This is a genomic window from Streptomyces sp. NPDC107546, assembly GCF_055639175.1.
On the sequence record NZ_JBVKBA010000033.1, the window covers coordinates 39,742 to 55,427 of the forward strand.

Annotated in this window: 14 protein-coding genes and 2 pseudogenes; 9 read left to right on the forward strand and 7 right to left on the reverse strand. The window is 67.9% G+C overall.

Annotation, left to right across the window (positions count from 1 at the left end; translation table 11 throughout):
* Positions 1 to 45 precede the first annotated feature (45 nt).
* Both ACZ7L1_RS32395 and ACZ7L1_RS32400 read left to right on the forward strand, forming a co-directional pair.
* Entirely contained in the window at positions 46 to 363 is a 318-nt protein-coding gene (locus tag ACZ7L1_RS32395) for a hypothetical protein (protein ID WP_471442266.1), read from the forward strand.
* A 153-nt stretch (positions 364 to 516) separates the two neighbouring features.
* A complete protein-coding gene (locus ACZ7L1_RS32400; RefSeq protein ID WP_471442268.1) occupies positions 517 to 825 on the forward strand; it encodes a hypothetical protein in 309 nt (102 codons plus the stop codon).
* 134 nt (positions 826 to 959) lie between these two features.
* On the opposite strand, the gene ACZ7L1_RS32405 is transcribed toward ACZ7L1_RS32400, so the two are convergent.
* Both ACZ7L1_RS32405 and ACZ7L1_RS32410 read right to left on the reverse strand, forming a co-directional pair.
* Complete coding sequence (locus ACZ7L1_RS32405) at positions 960 to 1,373, reverse strand: hypothetical protein (RefSeq protein WP_471442270.1); 414 nt, start codon at positions 1,371 to 1,373, stop codon at positions 960 to 962.
* 189 nt (positions 1,374 to 1,562) lie between these two features.
* Positions 1,563 to 2,402, reverse strand: coding sequence for a helix-turn-helix transcriptional regulator (locus tag ACZ7L1_RS32410; RefSeq protein ID WP_471442272.1), 840 nt, complete (start codon positions 2,400 to 2,402; stop codon positions 1,563 to 1,565).
* Between the two features lie 182 nt (positions 2,403 to 2,584).
* On the opposite strand from ACZ7L1_RS32410, the gene ACZ7L1_RS32415 reads away from it, so the two are divergent.
* The 4 genes and pseudogenes from ACZ7L1_RS32415 to ACZ7L1_RS32430 all read left to right on the forward strand — a co-directional run bounded on the left by ACZ7L1_RS32415 (position 2,585) and on the right by ACZ7L1_RS32430 (position 5,724).
* On the forward strand, positions 2,585 to 3,175 hold the full coding sequence (locus ACZ7L1_RS32415; RefSeq protein WP_471442274.1) for a non-oxidative hydroxyarylic acid decarboxylases subunit B: 591 nt from the start codon (positions 2,585 to 2,587) through the stop codon (positions 3,173 to 3,175).
* Positions 3,176 to 3,214: 39 nt separating this feature from the next.
* Positions 3,215 to 4,639, forward strand: a complete 1,425-nt coding sequence (locus tag ACZ7L1_RS32420) for a non-oxidative hydroxyarylic acid decarboxylases subunit C (protein WP_471442276.1) — start codon at positions 3,215 to 3,217, stop codon at positions 4,637 to 4,639.
* Between the two features lie 36 nt (positions 4,640 to 4,675).
* Positions 4,676 to 4,936: a non-oxidative hydroxyarylic acid decarboxylases subunit D gene (locus ACZ7L1_RS32425; RefSeq protein ID WP_471442278.1), complete on the forward strand. Its 261-nt coding sequence runs from the start codon at positions 4,676 to 4,678 to the stop codon at positions 4,934 to 4,936.
* 17 nt (positions 4,937 to 4,953) lie between these two features.
* Positions 4,954 to 5,724 (forward strand): annotated as a pseudogene (locus ACZ7L1_RS32430) (transposase).
* A 107-nt stretch (positions 5,725 to 5,831) separates the two neighbouring features.
* On the opposite strand, the pseudogene ACZ7L1_RS32435 reads toward ACZ7L1_RS32430, so the two are convergent.
* The 3 genes and pseudogenes from ACZ7L1_RS32435 to ACZ7L1_RS32445 all read right to left on the reverse strand — a co-directional run.
* Positions 5,832 to 6,340: pseudogene (locus tag ACZ7L1_RS32435) on the reverse strand (IS701 family transposase); the annotation flags it as partial.
* A 37-nt stretch (positions 6,341 to 6,377) separates the two neighbouring features.
* On the reverse strand, positions 6,378 to 7,952 hold the full coding sequence (locus ACZ7L1_RS32440; RefSeq protein WP_471442324.1) for an FMN-binding glutamate synthase family protein: 1,575 nt from the start codon (positions 7,950 to 7,952) through the stop codon (positions 6,378 to 6,380).
* Positions 7,953 to 8,067: 115 nt separating this feature from the next.
* Positions 8,068 to 8,856 (reverse strand): alpha/beta hydrolase family protein, encoded by a 789-nt coding sequence (locus tag ACZ7L1_RS32445; protein ID WP_471442280.1) that lies wholly within the window; start codon positions 8,854 to 8,856, stop codon positions 8,068 to 8,070.
* A gap of 314 nt (positions 8,857 to 9,170) precedes the next feature.
* On the opposite strand from ACZ7L1_RS32445, the gene ACZ7L1_RS32450 reads away from it, so the two are divergent.
* Together ACZ7L1_RS32450 and ACZ7L1_RS32455 are read left to right on the forward strand one after the other, a co-directional pair.
* Entirely contained in the window at positions 9,171 to 9,449 is a 279-nt protein-coding gene (locus ACZ7L1_RS32450; RefSeq protein ID WP_471442282.1) for a hypothetical protein, read from the forward strand.
* Positions 9,450 to 9,590: 141 nt separating this feature from the next.
* Entirely contained in the window at positions 9,591 to 10,181 is a 591-nt protein-coding gene (locus ACZ7L1_RS32455; protein WP_471442284.1) for a hypothetical protein, read from the forward strand.
* A gap of 427 nt (positions 10,182 to 10,608) precedes the next feature.
* Here ACZ7L1_RS32455 and ACZ7L1_RS32460 read toward each other — a convergent pair whose 3' ends face one another.
* Positions 10,609 to 13,461, reverse strand: coding sequence for a helix-turn-helix transcriptional regulator (locus ACZ7L1_RS32460; RefSeq protein WP_471442286.1), 2,853 nt, complete (start codon positions 13,459 to 13,461; stop codon positions 10,609 to 10,611).
* Between the two features lie 158 nt (positions 13,462 to 13,619).
* On the opposite strand from ACZ7L1_RS32460, the gene ACZ7L1_RS32465 reads away from it, so the two are divergent.
* Positions 13,620 to 15,155 (forward strand): 4-hydroxyphenylacetate 3-hydroxylase family protein, encoded by a 1,536-nt coding sequence (locus ACZ7L1_RS32465; RefSeq protein WP_471442288.1) that lies wholly within the window; start codon positions 13,620 to 13,622, stop codon positions 15,153 to 15,155.
* Positions 15,156 to 15,174: 19 nt separating this feature from the next.
* Here ACZ7L1_RS32465 and ACZ7L1_RS32470 read toward each other — a convergent pair whose 3' ends face one another.
* Entirely contained in the window at positions 15,175 to 15,600 is a 426-nt protein-coding gene (locus tag ACZ7L1_RS32470; protein WP_471442289.1) for a response regulator transcription factor, read from the reverse strand.
* Between the last annotated feature and the right edge of the window lie 86 nt (positions 15,601 to 15,686).

The following is a 15,686-nucleotide window of genomic DNA, read 5'->3' on the forward strand; positions in this document are numbered from 1 at the left end:
CATAGTGATTCCTGTTAGCGATCGATAAAACAAGGAGAAATGACCATGGAAAAGCTCGCACATCGCATCGGGATTGTGACTGCGTCTCTTGCAGTCGCCACAGGTGCTCTCTTCGCTGCCGGCGGTTCCGCGAGTGCGGCCGCTTTTTCGGCGGACACGCCCACCCCCGCCCAATCAGGTGTGGTTGCGGGGACGGGAGCCACCGGCTGGAACAACGGCGGGTACGTCGGAGTCAGGAGTGAGGGCTACCGCCACCACGGGAACCCCTGGGACGGGCACTGCGGCCGCTACGCCTACGACCGCTTCGACCGCTTCTACCCCTGGGTCTGGGACCAGCTCACGGAGCTTGGACACGTCAACTGACCCTGGGTGTCCGTCAACGCGAACTCCCCGCCCCAGCATCACAGCCCGAGCAACCGGCAGCGCCAAAAGCCGCCGTGGCTGGCAGTCGGCCAGGAGAGTCACTGACAGAAAATGTCATTCCCCTATCCCCTCGTTGAAGGTGATGAGCCGACAATGACTGACACCGTCATCTGGTTGATCGGATTCCGCTACTGCATTGCCCCCGATCGTATAATTCGGTGCTTCTACCTGGTCGACAACGCCAGGGACCAGCAACAGGCTCGGCGGATCGCCGCCGAACGGGCGGAGACACCCGCCGAACGTGGACGACGCAAGCACCTCATTCTTGACCAGGCATGGACCGAAATACGGTGCCTGCACTGTGACTCCATCGGCAGATGGAACTTTGAGCTCGCGGAGGATTCCCGCTGGACGTCGTCCGCCACGGCCCAGCATGGCAGCGCCAAACCGGTCATGGTGTAGTAGCGGTGAGTCAGTCAGAGCTGGGGAGCGTAGCGAGGGTTTGGCATGGGTGGGACGGTCTTGGACAGGCTGTCCCACCAACGTGTGTCCGCGCCGCATCTAAGCGTTGTCCCGTAATCCCACGAGGCTGAGGGTCATGCTGCGTCAGGGTCGGCGCCGATGGCACCGGCCGAGCGAAGCGAACGCCCGAGGTCTCCGGTGAGGATGCGGGGGTGTCGCCACCACCACCACAGGTCGGGGCCGGGCAGCATGTGGAACTGGTCGAGTGCTTGGCCGTCGTCGTCGATGGTCGCGGCCTTGTACCGGTCGTCCAGAGCTTTGATCTGCGGGGTCCAGAGCTGGACGATGTGTTCGTCCAGCAGGAGCCACGCCTCGTGCAGCCAGTCTCGGCAGTAGAGGTCGTTGGTGTACTCGTAGACGTCCTCGCCGTAGCCGCGCTCGATGACGCTCACCAGGGCGGCCCATGTGTTCACCCTTTCAGCGACTGTGAATGCCGTCCGCCAGCCGCACTGGTGCAACAGCTCTCCCACCTCGGTTTCAGTAGCCACGGGCGCGAGGCTCTCACGCCGAACCTGTCCGGGCGACCGAGGTGTGTCCCGCCAGAGGCTGCGGGCCCGGAGCATGATCAAGGTGAGACGATCTCGCGCTCAACTCATTCTGAGACGATCAGTGAATCAACATCCAACAGGCGAGTTGAAGATCTGCACGCGCCAAGGGCATCGTCGGCGTCTGGTCAGTCAGGTCCAGGTGCCCAGTTCGGAGGCGCGGAAGACGGTCGGTGTCCGGCCGACGCGGTGCCGGAAGAACTTCGTGAAGACCGTGGAACTTGGGAACCCGAGTCGTTCGCCGATGGCGGCGGCGGACAGATCGGTGTGGACCAGCAGGCGTTTCGCCTCCAGCAGGACGCGGTCGTCGATAAAGCGCTTGGCGCCGGACCCGGTGGCGGCGCGTGTGGCCCGGGTGAGGGTGCGGGCGCTGTAACGGAGCTCCCTGGCGTAGTCCTCCACGCGGTGGCTCCGGGCGTAGTCGCGTTCCACCGCATCGCGGAAGCGGTGGAACACGTCATTGCCGAGCTGGCCGCCGCCTTGGGAGCCCTGCAGGTGGGCGAGGTGCAGGACGAGGGTGGCGAGCAGGTGCCCGAGCACCTGGATGTGCACGTCCAGGGGGAGGCCGGCGAGCTCGCGGTACTCCCTCTCCAACAGTTCGAGGACTCGCTGCAGCCGGTCATGAGCGGCGAAGTCCGGAACGAGCAGGCCCCGCGGCGGGGGCCGGTCCGCGTCGGCGGCCTGTGCGGTGGCCGCGCCGAGGAAGCCGGGCTGGAAGAGGATGACGACGCCCTCGGCGGCCGTGAGGTCGGAACGGTACTGGTGGATCTGCCGGGGGCGGGCCCACAGCCAATGGCCCTCGTGCAACTGGTGCTCGGTGAAGTCCAGCGAATAGCGCAAAGAGCCGGTCCGCACGGTGAGCACCTCGTGGAAAGCCGCCCTCGACGGGGAGTACGGGTCGATGTTGTGACTCGCGGCACGCGCGGCCAGCCCGGGGAAGTCGAGGACCTCGATCCCCGGTGGAGCTCCCACGGACGACTGGTACGGGATGTCCGTGACATCAGGTTGACCGTTTTTGCTCATAGCGTGTCCCCAGCGTACTGCGCTGTGGCTGCAATCCGTACCTAGCGTGGTGAACGCACGGAAGCGCGGGTGACCGAAAGAGTCCGTGGCTTGCCGTCTTCCCTGCCGTGCGCCAGAGAAAGGGATACGACGTGCGATTGATCGTGGGCATGACAGGCGCGACGGGTGCGGTGTTCGGCATCCGTCTGCTGGAGTGTCTGAGCCAGCTACCGCAGGTGGAGACGCACCTGGTGCTCAGCCGCTGGGCGCGCGCCACCATTGAGCTGGAGACCAGGCTCTCCGTCCGCGAGGTCGGCGAGCTCGCCGACGAGGTGCACGCACCCGGGGACCAGGGCGCCACCATCTCGTCGGGCTCCTTCAGGACCGACGGCATGATCATCGCACCGTGCTCCATGAAGACCCTGGCGGGAATCAGGGCGGGCTTCGCGGACGGGCTGATCGGCAGGGCCGCCGACGTCGTCCTGAAGGAACGGCGCAAGCTCGTCCTGGTGCCGCGGGAGACGCCGCTGAGCGAGATCCATCTGGAGAACATGCTGGCGCTGACGCGCATGGGGGCGGCGATGGTGCCGCCCATGCCCGCCTTCTACAACCACCCGCGATCCGTCGACGACATCGTCGACCACGTCACCGCCCGCGTCCTCGACCAGTTCGACCTGCCCGCGCCCGCCGCCGAGCGATGGGCGGGCATGCGCGCCGCACGCGGGCTCGAGCCCGCCGTCTGACCGGCCGCGTCACCACGTACCAAGGAGTTCCACTTCCTCATGGCTTACGACGACCTTCGCAGCTTTCTCCATGTCCTCGACAAGGAGGGCCAACTTCTGCGCGTCACCGACGAGGTGATGCCCGAGCCGGACATCGCCGCCGCGGCGAACGCGGCACCGCGTATGGGAGATGCGGCCCCCGCGCTGTACTTCGACAACGTCCGGGGCTTCACCGACGCCCGCATCGCGATGAACGTGCACGGCTCGTGGGCGAACCACGCCCTGGCGCTCGGTCTCCCCAAGGAGACGGGGACCAAGGAGCAGGTGGCCGAGTTCATCCGCCGTTGGGAAAACTTCCCCGTGCAGCCCGAGTGGCGCGCGGAACCCCTCTGGGCGGCGAATGCCGTTGAGGGCGGTGACGTCGACGTCTTTCAGGTGCTCCCGCTGTTCCGCCTCAACGACGGCGACGGCGGCTTCTACATCGACAAGGCCGCCGTCGTCTCCAAGGACCCGGAGGACCCGGACAACACTGGCAAACAGAACGTCGGCATCTACCGTATCGAGGTCAAGGGCAAGCGCAGGCTCGCCCTGCAGCCGGCGCCGGTGCACGACATCGCCCTCCACCTGCGCAAGGCCGAGGAGCGGGGCGAGGACTTGCCCGTCGCCATCGCGCTCGGCAACGATCCCGTCATCTCCATCGTCGCCGCGACTCCTATGGCGTACGACGAGAACGAGTACGAGCTGGCCGGGGCACTGCGCGGTGCGCCGGCGCCGATCGCGAAGGCTCCACTGACCGGGCTGCCCGTGCCGTGGGGCAGCGAAGTCGTCATCGAGGGTGTCGTCGAGGGACGCACAAGGGAGATCGAGGGTCCGTTCGGCGAGTTCACAGGTCACTACTCCGGCGGACGCTCCATGCCTGTGATCCGCATCGACCGGATCTCCTACCGCACCGACCCTGTGTTCGAGCATCTGTATCTCGGCATGCCGTGGACCGAGATCGACTACTTGATGGCCGCCAACACCTGTGTGCCGATCCATCAGGAGCTGAAGAAAGACTTCCCGGATGTGCAGGCAGTCAACGCCATGTACACGCACGGACTCGTCGTCATCGTCTCCACGAAGAAACGTTACGGCGGCTTCGCCAAGGCGGTCGGCACACGGGTGCTGAGCACGTCGCACGGCCTGGGCTACGCGGCCACCGTCATCGTCGTCGACGAGGACGTCGACCCCTTCAACCTGACCCAGGTGATGTGGGCGCTGTCCACCAAGATGAACCCGGCCCACGACCTTATCCGGCTCCCCGCCATGTCGGTGGTGCCGCTGGCCCCACAGGCCGACACGCCGGGCATTGTCGACAAGCTGATCATTGACGCCACCACCCCCGTCGAACCCGAACGGCGAGGTGACCGCAGTTCCCGGGTGCGTGACCTGCCCGAGACCGGTGAATGGCTCACCAGGCTGCAACGGCTAGCTGCCGCCCGCTGACCCCACCCGACCCCCCACTTCGCAAGGACCTGTGCCATGGACACCTCCCCGACTTGCCCCCGTTGCGTCCACGAGAGTGTCGAGACGCTCTTCACCTCACCCGTCCCGGGCGTGTGGGACGTGCTCCAGTGCCAGCGGTGCCTGTACACGTGGCGCACCAGCGAACCGGCGCGCCGCACCCGGCGCGACCATTACCCCGAAGAATTCAGGATGAGCCCCGAGGACATCGAGAACGCCGTCGAGGTCCCCGCCGTCCCTCCGCTCCTGCCGCGCGACCAACTGATCGTTCTCGAATGAGTTGAGACGATCTCGCCGTGGCTGGTGTGATCACAGCGTCGGAACTCCTGGATAGCTCCGTTTACCCGGGCTGAGCCCGCGACAGTTCGGCAAGCTCGTGACCGCGTTGCGGCGGGAGGGCACCGACCCAGTACGGAAAGGTCGCCCCTGAGGCCTGCCGCTGGAGGAGAGACTCTTGCTGGTGGCCGCGTACTGGCGAACGAACCTCACCCTGCGGCAGCCCGCCCCGCCGTTCGGGGTCTCCAAGTCGGCCGCGGACCGGATCATCGCCCACCTCGGGCCATCGCTCGCCCTGCAGCCTCGCAAGAGGTTTCCGGAGGGACACTGTGCTGATCGTCGACGGCACCCTGGTCCCCACCCGTGACCACACGATCGCCGAGCAGTCGAAGAACTACAGGTACTCCACCAACCACCAGGTCGTCATCGACGCCGACACCCGCCCGGTCGTCGCCGTCGGCCGGCCAGTCCCGGGGAACCGCAACGACTGCAAGGCATGGGAGCTATCCGGAGCAAAGAACGCCATCGGCCGAACCACTGTGATCGCTGACGGCGGCTACCGGGGCACTGGCCTGATCATCCCTCACCGCCGTGACCCCGGCCAGGCCGAACTCCCGGCCTGGAAAGAGGAACACAATGCCTCGCATCGCAAGGTCAGGGCTCGCGTCGAGCACACCTTCGCCCGGATGAAGAGCTGGAAGATCCTCCGCGACTGCCGCTTGAAAGGCGACGGCGTCCATCACGCCATGCTCGGCATCGCCCGCCTCCACAACCTCACCGTCATCGGCTGAACCGAGAGCAGGCAGGTCAGCAAGCAGGACCGTGATCCATTTACGGGACAGCGCTTAGTGACAGCGGCGAGCGCGTACTTGGTGGCGACGCCGCCATCCGGACCAGTTCACCGCGTGGTCGCGGCATGCAGGAGGGTGGCGGGCTTCAGTTGCCAGCAAGACGACGGATTTCAGCTGGTGTGAGGTCCCCGAGGTCGGGTGCGTCGGCCGGGTCACCCCATTTTCTCACTTCTGGACGGCCATCACCGCGAGGAACGCGTGGGCGAGCATGGTGAGCGTGATGTGCCGGCACCGTCCCATGTAGCGGCGGACCTCGTACTCCTACGACAGTGGCCGCCAGCGGGACGCAGGCGAGGTAGTACGCGATTTCGTCGGACTTGCTCATGCTGCGGCGGGCCGGCATCCGCCGCTGCCGGGTCGGCTCGTCGCCGTCGAACTCCCACGCTGCGGGCAAGCGGGCGGCTGCCCAGTCGTAGAACCGTTCGCCCTTGGCTCCCGCACCCGCCGACAGATGCTGCCATGCCTCGGGCGGGGCCTGGGCGAGGACGTGGTCGATGCGCGGGCCGTGCACGGGCTGCGACTTGGACACGGCGAAGAGCGGCGGGGTGCCGGCGTCGATGGCGCACCCCGCCCGCTCACCGCGGCAAGACCAGTCAAGCGGCGAAACGATCAGGATCGGCGGCCTTCCAGTCCACAGCCCAGGACTCCGGCGGCTCGATCAGCAACTGCCCCGGGTCCAGCCATTCATAGAGCTCCGCGTAGGAGCGGACCGTGACCGGATCCACGCGCCGGCGCAGCATGTGCGGGCGCAGCTCGGCCGGTCCGTTCACGCCCAGCGAGGCGATGATCTTCAGGGAGCTGTTCACCGTGGCGGACTGGAAGCGCTGGACCCGGACCGACTTGTCGTCGACGTGCAACGCGCGGGCGCGGCGCGGGTCTTGTGTGGCGACTCCGGCGGGGCAGGTGTTGGTGTGGCAGCTCTGCGCCTGGATGCAGCCGATCGCGAACATCATGGCGCGAGCCGCGTTGGTGAAGTCGGCGCCCTGCACCATGCGCTTGACGATGTCGGCTCCGGTGGCCACCTTGCCGCCGGCGCCGATCCTGATCCGGTCCCGCAGGCCGGCGCCGACCAGAGCGTTGTGGACCGTGATGAGGCCCTCGGTGAGGGGGCTACCCAGATGGTCGGCGAACTCCAGCGGGGCGGCTCCGGTGCCGCCCTCCGCTCCGTCGACGATGATGAAATCGGGCGCGGTGCCCTCCTCGATCATGGCCTTGCACACCGCCAGGAACTCGCGCCGGGAGCCCACACAGAGCTTGAAGCCGACCGGCTTGCCCCCGGACAGCTCGCGCATCTCGGCGATGAACCGGATCAGTTCCCGTGGGGTACTGAAAACCTCGTGGTACGGGGGTGAGATGACGGTCCGACCTTCGGGGACGTCGCGTACCCGGGCTATCTCGGCGGTGACCTTCTCCCCGGGCAGCACTCCTCCGATGCCGGGCTTTGCTCCCTGGGACAGCTTCAGGGACACGCACTTCACGCTGTCGTGAGCGGCCTTGTCCGCGAACCGCGCCCGGTCGAAACGGCCGTCCGCGGTGCGGCAGCCGAAGTATCCGGTGCCGATCTCCCACACCAGGTCGCCACCGTGACGCAGATGGTATTCCGACAGGCCGCCCTCACCGGTGTCGTGAGCGAATCCCCCGAGGGCGGCGCCCCGGTTCAGGGCGAGGATGGCGTTGGCGGACAGCGAGCCGAAACTCATCGCCGAGACATTGAACAACGCCATGTCGTAGGGCTTGGTGCAGTCTGGACCGCCGATGCGGACCCTCGGCTGCTCCGACGGCACCGGGCGTGGCCTCATCGACGACTCGAAGTACTCGTAGCCTTCGGCATAGACGTTCCGTTCGGTCCCGAACGGTTGCTCCGCCTCCAGGCCCTTGGCGCGCTGATAGACGAGACTGCGCACATCCCGGTCGTAGGGACGGCCGTCGTAATTGCGCTCGATGAAATACTGCTGCAACTCCGGCCGGATCGACTCCAGCATGAAGCGCACATGTCCCAGCACAGGGTAGTTGCGCAGTACCGAGTGGCGCTTTTGGAGGAGATCATAGGCACCCACACCCGCCAACGCCGCGCACAGCAAGGCGGCCGGCCACCACCAGGGAGACACGGTCGACGCGAAGGCTCCGAATGTAGCTGCCAGGGCTCCGATAAATGCGATCGCTGAAATTCTAATCACCTGCGAAACCTACTCCTGCCCCAGCCGCGTCACAAAGTTTCAATGATGCGATATGCGGCACATTCGCCGGACGGAAGTCCTATCAGCTCGGCGTGTGCGAATTTCGTCACGCCGGCCCGGCCTGGACCGAATCGCGGGCATAACGCCCGGCCCATGCGGCCAGTATCGTCGCGACATAGCAGGCGTCGGCACGATCGGTGAGCAGATGGTCGGCACCGTCGATCGCTACGAAGGACTTGGGGTGCCGTGCCGCCTCGAGGATCTGCTGGGCGTTCTCCACACCCACCGTCTCGTCGATCGGCGAGTGCAGCACCAGGAGCGCGTGACGCAGCCGGCGGATGCGCTCGGCCTGAGGCTGCGCGGCGATGTCGTCGAGGAATTCCCGACGGATGTGGAACACGCGACCTCCGAGACTCACCTCGGCCTCCCCGTGCCGCTCGATCTCGTCCCGCCTGCCACCGAAAGTGCTCACGACGTGCTCCGGGTCCGCAGGCGCAGCGATCGTGGCCACCGCCGCCGTCTCGGGTATCCGGTGTGCGGCGGCCAGCACGGCCGCACCGCCCAGCGAATGCCCGATGAGGATCGACGGAGCCGTGAAGTGCTCACGCAGGTGGTCGGCGGCACGCACGAGATCGTCCACATCGGAACTGAACGTACTGTCGGCGAAGTCACCCCCGGACTCGCCGATGCCGGTGAAGTCCACACTGAGGACCGCGATTCCGCGTTCGGCCAACTCCCGGCAGATCCGAGCGGCTGCCAACCAGTCCTTGCCGCATGTGAAGCAGGGGGCGAATACGGCGTACGCCCAAGGCGTCCCCTCCGGCAGGTCCAGGCGTGCCACGAGCGGGACGCCCTGCGAGCCTACGAACTCGATTTTGCTACTGCGCCTGGACATCCCGGCCCTCCACGCCCCCGACCCCGATCTGGTTTCGCGTGCCACTTTTCTTCTGCAGACGACCGCCGAGTCAAGAAGACTCGAGCGATGTCAACTCTCTGGACAGAGTGGACCGGAAAGGAACTGAGAACATCGCACAATCTAGCGATTCATGTGACTACCAGGTCTCGACTCAAGCCCACAATACATACCTGCAGCATGGCTCCAGCTGGGCAGCAGTCAATCACTAGATCATGCGATGCACTACGCACCTTCCTGATCGAAACTGGCCGCGTTAGCAGTTTCTACTCTCCGGAAACCAGGGAGTGATTGTTTTGCGCACCAAGAACAAGCTCGTACGGCGTACAGCGACCGCCGCCGCCGCACTGGCATTCGCCGGAGGCGCCCTCCTCGTCGCCGGGGGTTCCGCGAACGCGGCTGCTCTTCCGGCCGACGCGCGCGTCCCTGCCCGAGCGGGTGCGGTGGCCGAGACGGGAACCGTCGGTGGGCACCACGACGGACGTCGTGGACACGTCTGGGACTGTTCAACGTACGACCGCTTCTACCCGTGGATCTGGGAGCAGCTGAAGACGTTTGGGTTGGCACGCCCGTAGGGGGTGACACCGGCATCGCCCGCGGCCCGAGAGGTTCGGTGGCACACCGCGGGAATACCCGGAACGACGTATACGGCTGTGCCCATGTGGAATCCGGGAAACCTGCCGGTGTCGGAGGTAGTGCGTGAGGACGGACCGCAAGTGACCAAGGAACACACCGGCCGCCGCGGCCTCACGCCGGACCGCCGCAGGAGGCACACCGCTGAGCTGCTCGCCACGTGCGCCGCCTGTCTCATACCGTGGACCGTGATGCTGGGTCTGACGCTGCCGCCGTCCCACCACGTGCACGAGTGGCGCCTGACCTGGGTCGGATTCGACGTGCTGCTCATCATGGCGTTGGCGTCCACGGCGTTCCTGGCCTGGCGCCGCAGCCGTTCGGTCATTCTGTACGCGCACGCCACAGCGGTCCTGCTGATCTGCGACACCTGGTTCGACATCTCGCTCGACCTCGGAACTGAGGACGTCTGGATGGCGGGGGGCCTTGCCCTGGCCACCGAACTGCCGCTCGCCGCCTTCCTCATCCATCGGGCACACTCCCTGATCGCCCTGCTGCCATGGCCGCCCGCGCACACCGCCATCGGCGACACCGCCGGGAGCTCGACGGAACCCGTCCCGGAGGGGGAGACCCTCCCCCGGGCCTGCGGACGCGTGGATGACCGGAGGGGTTCCGGAGCGCAGATGCCTGGCAGTGGATCAGACGGTGGTGACTGTACGGCTTTGGCATCCAGGTGATTTGGCGAACTGCGAAGCAGAGGAACTGGGCACTCGCAGCGAGCAGGTAGACAGCCGTCGTGGTCGTCCCGACGAGCCCCCACAGGAGGGGACCGGAACAGCACCGCGCGAGCAACAGGCTGGCCAGCGCAGCTAGAGCCGCCATGGGCGGAAGGCGGCCCATATCCAGGTGCCGGTGCCGAATGACGCGGGCCGCGGTTGACCATCCGTCCGCGACACGGGGGAAAGTCCCGCCACGCCGGTACTCCTTCTCGAGCGCCTGGTACGCGGCCCGGTCGGTCTCCGGGCTTAGCCGTCCGCTTGTGATCGGATCGCTGACGGCGCCGTGCCTGTGGCGCCGTCGCGACCAGCATCACCCGTACGTCAGGCGCCGGCATCGCCCATTCACGGGATCCTCGCCGCCGCGCCCCGCCGCCGCAGGCGTCGCTCAGTGCGCCCCGTCGGAGATGCCGCCCCGTTCGATCGCCAGCCGGGTCAGCTCGACGCGTGTGTTGATGCCGAGCTTGGTGAAGATGTGCTTCATGTGCGTGTTGACGGTGTGCACGGACACGTAGAGCCGGTCGGCGATGGCCCGGTTGGTCAGGCCCTCCACGACGAGCGGAATGAGCTTCCGCTCGGACTCGGTCAGGCTCTCCCATCCCGGTGCGCCGGTCGTGTGGTGCCGTGGGGCAGCTGTGCGCACGCCGAACTGTCTGAGGCGCCGCATGATCCGTTCGTAATCGCGCAGGGCTCCGGAAGCCGACGCCAGCTCACCCGCCTCTTCGAAGTACGGGATCGCCGACGTGGTGTCGCCCGACGCGGCCACGAGGTCCCCGAGGTCCTCGCAGGCCGCGGCCAGGGCCAGCCGCCTGCCGGTGCTCTGGTAACCGGTGACGGCGGACGCAAGTGCTCCTCGGTCGTTGTGGAGCAGGCCGTCCACATGGGCACGGACGGTCCCGATGATCTGCTGGCTGTCGTCCTGTTCGGCGAGGGTGCGCAACGCGCCGGACACGGCCTGCGCCAGCGACAGGTCCTCGCCGCGGAGTGCCATGCGCGCGATCCCGGGCCAGTGGGACGGCGGCACCGCAAGCAGCTGTGTCGGCTCGGCGTCCGCGAAGCTGCCGCCCAGCGCCGCCGCCGCTGCGGCGTCCCGGCCCTCCGAGTCGGCCAGGCAGGCGCGCGCGAGCGACACCCACAGGCCGAACCTCTGGGTACTCGTGCCGGAACCGGCTTCGGCGGCACGGAGCTGGTCCCTGGCTTTGGCGAGGTCACCGCGTCTGATCTCCACCAACGCCAGCACAGAGAGGGCCTGGGGATTCAGCTGGGTGATCTCGAGTTCGTCGGCCACCATCAGACTGGACTCGGCCTCCACGGCCGCGTCGTCCAGCGCCCCCTGTTCGAACAGCGCGCAGGCACGGCTCGCATGCCAGTGGGGAAGTGACCAGCCCAGGCCCAGCGCCTCCGCTTCGCGCTGCCCCTCCCGCAGCACCCGCTCGGTGTCCGCGAGCCGGTCGGTGGCGGTCAGCACCGTGGCCAGCCACAGCGCTGGAATCCGCGGAGGCCGCAGGTGGAGTACGCCGGACTCCGTGCCGGCGCGTGCCGTGGCCTCCTCGGCGAGGTCGAGTGCGCGGGCGAGACGCCCACGATAGAAGAACGTCTGCGACTGGAACACCATGGCGCTGACGACGACGGCCGGGTCCTTGCTGCGGTAGGAGGCCTCGACCAGTCCGGTGTCGGTCTGCTCGGCAGCGGTGATGTCCCCGAGGTACACGTGGCCCGTCGCCTTGGTCTTGAGCAGCCGGACCCGCAGGTCGGCCGGCAGCCCGGGAAGGGCCAGAGCCTGCTGGAGATGCGTCATCGCGGCGGCGTCGTCCCCCGCGGCCTGGTGGATCTCGGCGGCCACCAGGCGCAGACGCGCCTCCTGGAGCGGCTCCAGCCGGTCCGACAGGGTGGCGTCGACCAGGTCGAGCGCCTGGTGCACCCGGCGGGTCCGGCCGAGGTACTCGGCGGCGTCGGTCAGCAGGGCGATGCGCCGCCGGTCGTGCAGGGGCAGCAGTCCGGCGATCTGCTGAGCGAGGTCCGCGGCCGCGTCAGGGGCCGACGAGGACAGTTCCCGTACCGCGGTGGTCAATGTGGTCACGGCGTCGTCGTCGACCGGGCCGCCCGACAGGACGACGTGCCAGGCCACCTCGGCCGAACGTGCCCCGATGCCCCGCAGAATGTCGGCGGCCTCCCGGTGCAGAGCGGTCCGTACGGCCGGTGCAAGATTCTCGTGGACAGCCTGCCGGATGAGGTCGTGGCGGAACGCCAGTCGCGGGCCGTCGCCGGAGAGCAGACCGGCGTTCAGCGCCGCCTCGACGCCCGACAGCAGGCTGCCGGCCTGCCTGCCGAGCATGCGGGCGGCCGTACCGAGATCGAACTCCCGGCCGAGGACGGACCCGATCTGGAGCAGGCGCACGGCATCCTCCGGGAGCCGCTCCAGACGCGCGGCGACGCTCCGCCGAAAGCCGACGGGAATGCCGTCGTGCAGCAGGCTCGCCACGCCCGCCTCCACTTTGACGGCGTCCGTGTCGACGAAGGCGCGCACCAGTTCGATCGCCAGGAACGGATTGCCCGCGACGCCCCCCAGGAGCCGGGCCAGCCCGGGTGACGGCTTCGCCCCGAGGACGTCGGCCGCGATGTGCTGCAGCTCCTGCTGCGGCAGGGGGCCGAGGGTCAGCCACCGGGCTCCGAGGCGTTCGAGGTCCTCTCGCACCCTGGCAACGGTCGGCCGCTCGGTCTCCGACCGTACCGCCAGCACCCACAGGATCCGCGAGGCCGCCAGTCGCCGGGGCAGGGTGCGCAGCACCAGGAGCGTGGCAGGGTCCGCCCACTGCGCATCGTCCACCAGCACGGCCACCGGGGCTCGCTGGGCACGCTCCTCCAGAGCGTCCGTGATGCTGTCCAGCAGCCACAGCCGCTGGTCGTCGGTGGCCGTGGCCGCTCGTTCGGAACCGTCGGAGGACTGCAGGGCGGACTGCAGGGCGGCTCCGGCGGCGTACTGGTCGAGCTCGTCGGCCCGTACGGACACCACGTCGAACCCGGATCGCCGTGCCATGTCGTCCAGCTCCGCGAGCAGCCGGCTCTTGCCGACGCCGGGTGCGCCTTCCACGACGACGCAGGCGCCCCGTCCGCCACGCACCGCGTCCAGGGCCTCACGGACAGCGGCCATCTCGCGGCCGCGTCCCCTGAGGCGCAGCCCGTTCATGGCCTGCTTCCCACGCCCACCGGGCCGGTCGCCCGCGGGGTCTGTGCTGCGCATGGGGCCCAGCATGCCGCACGGCCACATCCACCTCAACGCCGGTTCCCTTGTGCCCGGCGCTTTCACCCGGGTGATTGTCGGTTCCGCGCCGTCCGCTCACCCCGTCGCGACGCATGGTTCCGGGCGTCCAGATCTGTTGCCCCCGAGAGGAACATGACGTGCGTACAGGCAAGGAATACCTGGCGGCGCTGAACGACGGCCGCACGGTGTGGGTGGGTGACGAGCTCGTCGACAACGTGGCCACGCACCCCAGCACGAGGGCGTACGCCCGGAGCATCGCCGACTTCTACGATCTGCACCACCGCCCGGACCTTGAGGACGTCATGACGTTCGTGGACGAGGACGGTGTCCGGCGGTCCATGACATGGTTCCAGCACCGCTCCAAGGAGGATCTGCTGCGCAAGCGGCGCTACATGGAGACGGTGCAGCGGGAACTGGGCGGCGGTGCGATCCCGCGCACACCGGACGTCAACAACTACGTCCTGCTGACCTACGTCGACGACCCGGAGCCCTGGAGCAGCCAGTCCGTCGGGACCGACGGGCGGGACCTCACCGGGGGGATCCTCGACTTCTGGAACGTGATGCGGGACGGCGACCTCAACGCGACGCCGGCCTTCGTCGACCCGCAGGCGGACCGCTCGCGCGATTCCGCACAGGCCCACTCCCCCGCCCTGCGGGTGGTCGCCACCTCGGACGAGGGCATCACCGTGCGGGGTGTGAAGGCGATCAGCACCGGCGCGGCCTTCGGGGACTGGATCCACATCGGCGTCTTCTACCGCCCCGGCATCGTGTCGGAGCAGATCATCTACGGGGCGGTGAAGCCCAACACCCCCGGGGTCACCATCATCTGCCGCGAGAGCAACGTCCGCGACGGCGAGGAGGTGGAGCACCCGCTCGCCTCGCAGGGTGACGAGTTGGACAGCATCATCGTGTTCGAGGACGTACTCATCCCCTGGAACCGCGTCTTCCACATCGGCAACCCCGAGCACGCCTCGCTGTACCCACAGCGCGTCTTCGACTGGCTGCACTACCACTCGCTGGTGCGTGCCATGGTGAAGGCCGAGCTGATGCTCGGTCTGGCCCTGCTGATCACCGAGCACATCGGCACCTACCAACTGCCCCCCGTCCAGGCCCGGATCGCCCGGTTCGCCGGCTTCCTCCAGACGCTCAAGGCGCATGTGATCGCCTCGGAGGACGAAGGGTTCTTCACTCCCGGCGGCATCTACAAGCCGAATGTCCTGATGTTCGACTTCGGGCGGGCGTACTACATCGAGCACATCACCGACCTGACCCACGAGCTCATCGACCTGTCCGGTCGTGCCGCGCTCATCTATCCCACCGAGGGGCAGTGGGAGCGGCCCGAACTGCGGCCGTGGCTAGCGGCGTTGCAGACCGGACCGGTCGGCAGGCCGCACGACCGGCTGAAGATCAGCCGCGTGATCCGCGACATGTTCCTGTCCGACTGGGGCGACCGCATCAGCACCTTCGAGAACTTCAACGGCACACCCCTGCTGGCTATTCGAAGCCTCACGATGAAACGTGCGGAGATGTCCCCCACCGGCAGCATGGCGGACCTCGCACGCAAGGTCTGCGGCATCGAGAGCGTGAGCAGCGACGGGGAGCAGGAGACCGCGTACCTGGCCCAGGCGGACTACGCCCGACGCCAGGACGCCTCTCGTCAGAACGCCTCGTAGCAGGATGCCGGGGCCCGGGTCAGAGCATGCCGCACTCCCGGGCCCTGGCGACCGCTGCGCTCCGGTCGTGTGCGCCGAGTTTGCGGAAGATCGCCCGTACCTGTGTCTTGACGGTGTTGTGGGACACATGGAACTCGGAGGCGATCTCACGCAGTGTCAGCGGACCGCACAGGGCGCGGAGCACCCGGCGCTCCCCGAGCGACAGCTCCTGGGGGCCGGACACGACCAGCGGCACGACGGTGTCCTCGCCGACTCGCCCGAGCAGTTTCGTCAGTGGTCCTGGTGACTCGCACCGGGCCGCTGCCCGCTCGGCCGCCGCACGGGCCTCCCCTGCGGCGGCCGTGTTGTGCTGAGCAGTGGCAAGTCGTGCCCGTGTGACGTGGTACCAGGCGTGCATCTGGGGTTCGCTGCCGGTCCCGGACGAGTCCGCCAGCGCCGCTTCCACGTCGGCCAGGGTCCGTTCGGCCTCGTCGGCCCGTCCCTCATCGAGGAGCAGGCCGGCCCTGCCGATGTAGGCGGGCGCCGCGACGA